Source organism: Nocardia sp. NBC_00416 (genome assembly GCF_036032445.1).
Lineage (GTDB): Bacteria > Actinomycetota > Actinomycetes > Mycobacteriales > Mycobacteriaceae > Nocardia.
Genome location: NZ_CP107932.1, coordinates 1,938,604 through 1,939,686, shown reverse-complemented (window position 1 = coordinate 1,939,686; position 1,083 = coordinate 1,938,604). Strand labels below are relative to the sequence as shown.

The following is a 1,083-nucleotide window of genomic DNA, read 5'->3' as shown; positions in this document are numbered from 1 at the left end:
CGACCGGGATCGGAGGCAAGTCGCACAGGTGCCCGGGAGTGTGACGCATCGCCACCGGATCCGGGGCAGGAGGTATGTGGATGTTGCCGGTCCTCGACCGCGCCAGCGGGGCGGCTTCCCACTTGTGGAGGGTTGGAGGCTGTGTGTCGGATCGGAGGGTGTGTGCCAGAATGTTGCTCAGGCATTGGTGAAAACTGAGGGAAGCAGCGTAGACGATGATCGAGCAGCACGCGAAGCTGTTGACAGAGGCCGGTGACAGCCTGGATGCCATCAAGGCCAATTTCGCCGCTATCGCTGCTGATGCCAGGGATGTCCTTGCCGACCTGAAGGCGGCTGTCGGCGACGATCATTTCGGCCGTAAGTTCATGGACGGGGACGAGGGTTTGAAAACCCGGGTGGCCGGGGTCATCCAGGCGACGAAGAATGTGTCGACCACATCCGGTTCCTATTCCGAAGGCCAGTATCAGGCCGCGAAATTGCTGTCGGGGACCGATGACGCGTCGGGCGCCGAGATCTCGAAAGCGGTTTAGGACGTGGATGCGGAACCGGAGCTAGCGTCTGTACTGGAAGAATTTCAGCAACAGATGAAGACGGTCGTCCGGCTCCAGCAGGAGCGGGCGCGGCTCACCGCGACGGCATCGGTACAGGAGCAGCGGGTCACGGTGACCGTGAATGCGAATGGCGCGGTGATCGAGACCCTATTCGCCGACAATGTCTCCGACCTGAGCTACAGCGAGATCGCGGAAGCAGTCACCAGCGCCGCGCTCGAAGCGGCGGCCGAAGTGGCTCGCCGAAGCCGGGAACTCACCGAACCGCTGGCAGAACACCGGAAACGGATGCCGAAACTCTCGGACCTGGTCGAGGGGATGCCCGACCTGGAGAGTTTGCGTCCGGCGCGGGTGCCGGTGCCCACCACACCGCCGAATTCCCCTGACCGGCTGGAGGCGGAAACTCCGGAGATGGAGTTCGCCGACGTCGAAGACCGCCCGGGTCCGACCTCGGGAGTCACCGACAAGAGCTGGTGACCGCGGTTGTCTCTGTTCGCCGACTGCCTCGCCGCTCCGTCGTGTGGTCCCCGTCGCC

Annotated in this window: 2 protein-coding genes; both read left to right on the top strand. The window is 63.9% G+C overall.

Annotated features, from left to right (window positions below):
- Positions 1–215 precede the first annotated feature (215 nt).
- Positions 216–530, top strand: a complete 315-nt coding sequence (locus OG804_RS08285; protein ID WP_328395554.1) for a hypothetical protein — start codon at positions 216–218, stop codon at positions 528–530.
- A gap of 3 nt (positions 531–533) precedes the next feature.
- Positions 534–1,025, top strand: coding sequence for a YbaB/EbfC family nucleoid-associated protein (locus tag OG804_RS08280; RefSeq protein ID WP_328395552.1), 492 nt, complete (start codon positions 534–536; stop codon positions 1,023–1,025).
- Positions 1,026–1,083 lie beyond the last annotated feature (58 nt).